The organism is Flavobacterium sp. GNP010 (assembly GCF_056428945.1).
The window spans coordinates 1-3,459 of record NZ_JBWJVK010000085.1 but is presented as its reverse complement, the minus strand read 5'-3'; the positions used below and the strand labels follow the sequence as shown (position 1 = coordinate 3,459).

The window sequence follows — 3,459 nt, the reverse complement described above, 5'->3', positions numbered from 1 at the left end:
AAGTGTAGGTTATGCTACTAAATACATAGATATTTCTTTGAATTATACACACTACAATCATTTTGATCGTTTAAACAGTAACGGTTCTCTTGGTAGAGGAGTTGGACAAGTTGGTGTACGTTTAGCTTATGGTTTTCAACTATAAAAAAATATTGAGTTAGTTAAAAAAAATGCGCTGAATTTCAGCGCATTTTTTGTTTCCTATCGGGAGTACTTTTTATCTGTCAAAGTTTTCATAAAAGCTATAAGCTGTTTCTTTTCTAAGTCAGTTAGATTCAGTTTATCTTCGGGTAACGTTTGGTTTTGCAAATTAAATCCCAAACCGTTCCCACCGCCGTCATTATAAAAATCAATCACTTCTTCCAGTGTTTTAAAAACGCCATTGTGCATGTAAGGCGCCGTTAATTCAACATTTCTTATGGTAGGTGTTTTAAAAGAATTACGATGAATTTCGGCTTTTGTTAATTCAAATTTCCCCAAATCAGCATCTAATTTTTTATATTTATTAGGAACGCCCAGCACTTCACTTTCTGATTTCATAAAACTTGGTGGTACCGTTCCGTTTGTTAATGGAATAAAATGACAGGTAGCACATTTTGCCTTTCCAGTGAATAAATTAAAACCTGCAATTTCATCCAAATTAAATTTTTCCTCTCCTTGCATAAATTCATCAAACTTTGAATCATAAGTACTCAATGATCTTATATAGGATGCTAATGCATTTTTTATTCCAAATTCATCTATTTCGGTTTTAGGAAATGCTTTATGGAACTTGGCAACATAACTCGGTTGTTTTTTTAAAGCTACAACTGATTTTGCTAAAGAACCATGCATTTCATTTTCATTTATAATTACCGCTACAGCCTGATCTTCCAGATAATTAACTCTAGAATCTGAGAAAAAAGCACGCTGAAATGCAATATTTGTAAGTGTAGGCGTATTTCTTTTTACTAAAGATCTACCATCTAATGAAACGGATTTCTCGAGACCATCCGTAAATGCTTTATCTGAATGGTGACAGGAAGCACAAGAGCGAGAATTATCTCCTGATAAAACAGGATCATTAAACAATAACTTCCCTAATTCTATTTTTTCAGGCGTTGTTTCATAATCTGGAAATGCCGAGAACGCTTCGGCATCAAAAGCGTTTTTATCAAAAAGTGTCTGTGCAGTTGTTTTTAATCCTCTTGTTTCTTTTATAAAAGGAATTTTCAAACTGACTTGCGTTTTATACAAACCAATACTTAATGGATTGGCGATTTCTCGAATAAAAAAAGCACGGTCAAACGCATTAAAGTTGGCATTTGTTTTTAAGTATTCCTTGCCTTTTTTAATTGTTTTTAAAACCTTTTGAAAAGTTTCATCGGCTGAGTTATCTGCATAGATTTTATAGAATTTCTCGATGCTTTCTAATGCTGCTGCAGCTTCCGGAATAGATTTTTGAGCAATCGGAGAATCAAATCCGGTTATTCCCAAGGTTATGATTCTAAAAACTTCCAAACGCATTGCATCAAAAACGTGTGAATCTGTGAATTCATTTGTCTGTGACACTTTGTCCAAACGCTTTAAGTTAGCCGATAGAATACCCATTTCTTTCAGCAACTCCGCTTTTGATTTTGGATTATATGCCGGAAAAATAAATTCTTCAATCACTTGAAATCCTTCGGGAGGCAAAGTCTTTCCATCATTTTCTTCAAATTCTGACAAGGCTGGACCATTTATAGCTTTAGAGACAGCAGGAAAATAATATTCACTAATTATTTCCACTTGTTTGTAACTGCTGTGCGCTTTTAGAAATTGTTGCTGAAGTTCAACTGTTGAGGAATTTGACTCAATTAAACCTTCCAGTTTAGAAAACTCATCTATGACTTTTAGAATATCTGATTTGAATATATTATTTACCGTTTCATGCTTAGGAATAGCATTTTGGCAAGAAATCAATACAACTAGAACCAATAAAATGAACCTATTTTTCATGATAAATGCGAGTAACTTTAAAAAATTGTAAAAAACAAAAACCACGGTTCGTACTATAAAACCGTGGATATTTGTAACTATTTGATTGTGTTTATTATCGTGCTAATCCTTTGATTAAAACAATTTGACTTGCCTGATCTTCATTTGGACGGTTCGTTCCACCATCAACTCCTTTATATTTTGTACCTCTCCAAGTATGCGGCTGAACACTCAATAAGAAAGTGTCTTCGATTCCTAATTGTTCTGAAACATCAATCATGGCTCCGTATTCCCAATCTCCTAATTTACTTGTTCCTCCTACATTGTATTTCGTAGCATCTGTATCCGTACGACGGTGGTCTAACTCCACAACCACTTTTAACTGTTTTGTACCCATGTTGTATTGATAGATGTAAGCGTCATGCGTTTCATCACCATAACCATTGGCATCTTCCTGAACATAAACGTAGTTTTTTGTCACACAGATGTTATCTGGATTTTGGAATTTTCCTGCAATTCCGGTACGGTCATCTCCATCCAGAATTACTTCAAGGGTACCAACCAAAGGATTATTTACATCCAAGTTCAATTTGTAAACTCTACCATATTTAGTTCTTGAAGCATCGGCATTGTTTCCGGTTGTATTTTGTCCTGTAACATTAAAATAAATTTCTCTTGCTCCAGCATCTGAACCTTTTTTATAATCTAAGTCCTCTACTCTTCCAAATTTGATTCCTTTCAATGTATTTACAGAGGCATTTATAGCCGCTCCTGTCATTGTAGTGTGGTTCTCAATTTTCACAAAAGAAACACCATACGATTGATTGACAACCATATCTTTCTCTCTCTGATTGTCATCTGTTCTTTTCATCATGTATAAAGAACCATTCGTTAAATCACCTACAGTATTTGAAACATACATAAATACTTGACCGCCATAAGTTCCTGAATCATCATCTCCAATTACAACTACCGTTTTTCCAGAAAATGCAGAAGCTTTTAATGGCAAAGCATTTTCAGCACTTATTCTTCCTAAAGCAGGTAATTCTTTAGAAACCGAAGCAGATGCAACATCTCCAAAAGGATTTATGGCATGAGTGCGCGATTCTTCACCAGATTCTCCACATGTCAAATACAATGGACCAAAACCATTTTCAGCAACTGTTGCCATTGTAGCACCACATAACCTCCAAGTTCCACCATTAGAATTCAATAAATATTCTCCTTTGGTAGGTTTGAATGTTTTGTCAAAAGTTACTCTTGATACTGCAAAATTGTCTTCATGATTCACCAAAAAAGTAAAAGTACCATCAACATTTCTCAATAATCCTGATCCATCTGCAGAACCTCCAAAAACAAAATTTGGACTTCCTGCCAAAACATCATCAGAGGCTATCAGTGAGAAAAGTTCTAAGCTTTCAAAGCCAGCTTGTTTTTTCAATAACACTGGAGTCACAGATTGATTCGCTAAAACAACACTCGTTGTTTCACTAGAAGATTTAG

2 protein-coding genes are annotated in these 3,459 nt (G+C 34.6%); both read right to left on the bottom strand.

Annotated features, from left to right (window positions below; translation table 11 throughout):
- Nucleotides 1–201: 201 nt before the first annotated feature.
- Nucleotides 202–1,977, bottom strand: coding sequence for a cytochrome c peroxidase (locus AC061C_RS15435; RefSeq protein WP_478291909.1), 1,776 nt, complete (start codon nucleotides 1,975–1,977; stop codon nucleotides 202–204).
- A gap of 94 nt (nucleotides 1,978–2,071) precedes the next feature.
- Nucleotides 2,072–3,459 (bottom strand): PhoX family protein (locus tag AC061C_RS15430; protein WP_478291908.1); only part of this gene is annotated, 1,388 nt, incomplete at its 5' end.

Coding starts and splice junctions, on each gene's coding strand:
- AC061C_RS15435 (WP_478291909.1), bottom strand. CDS start 1,977: ATGAAAAATAGGTTCATTTTATTGGTTCTAGTTGTATTGATTTCTTGC.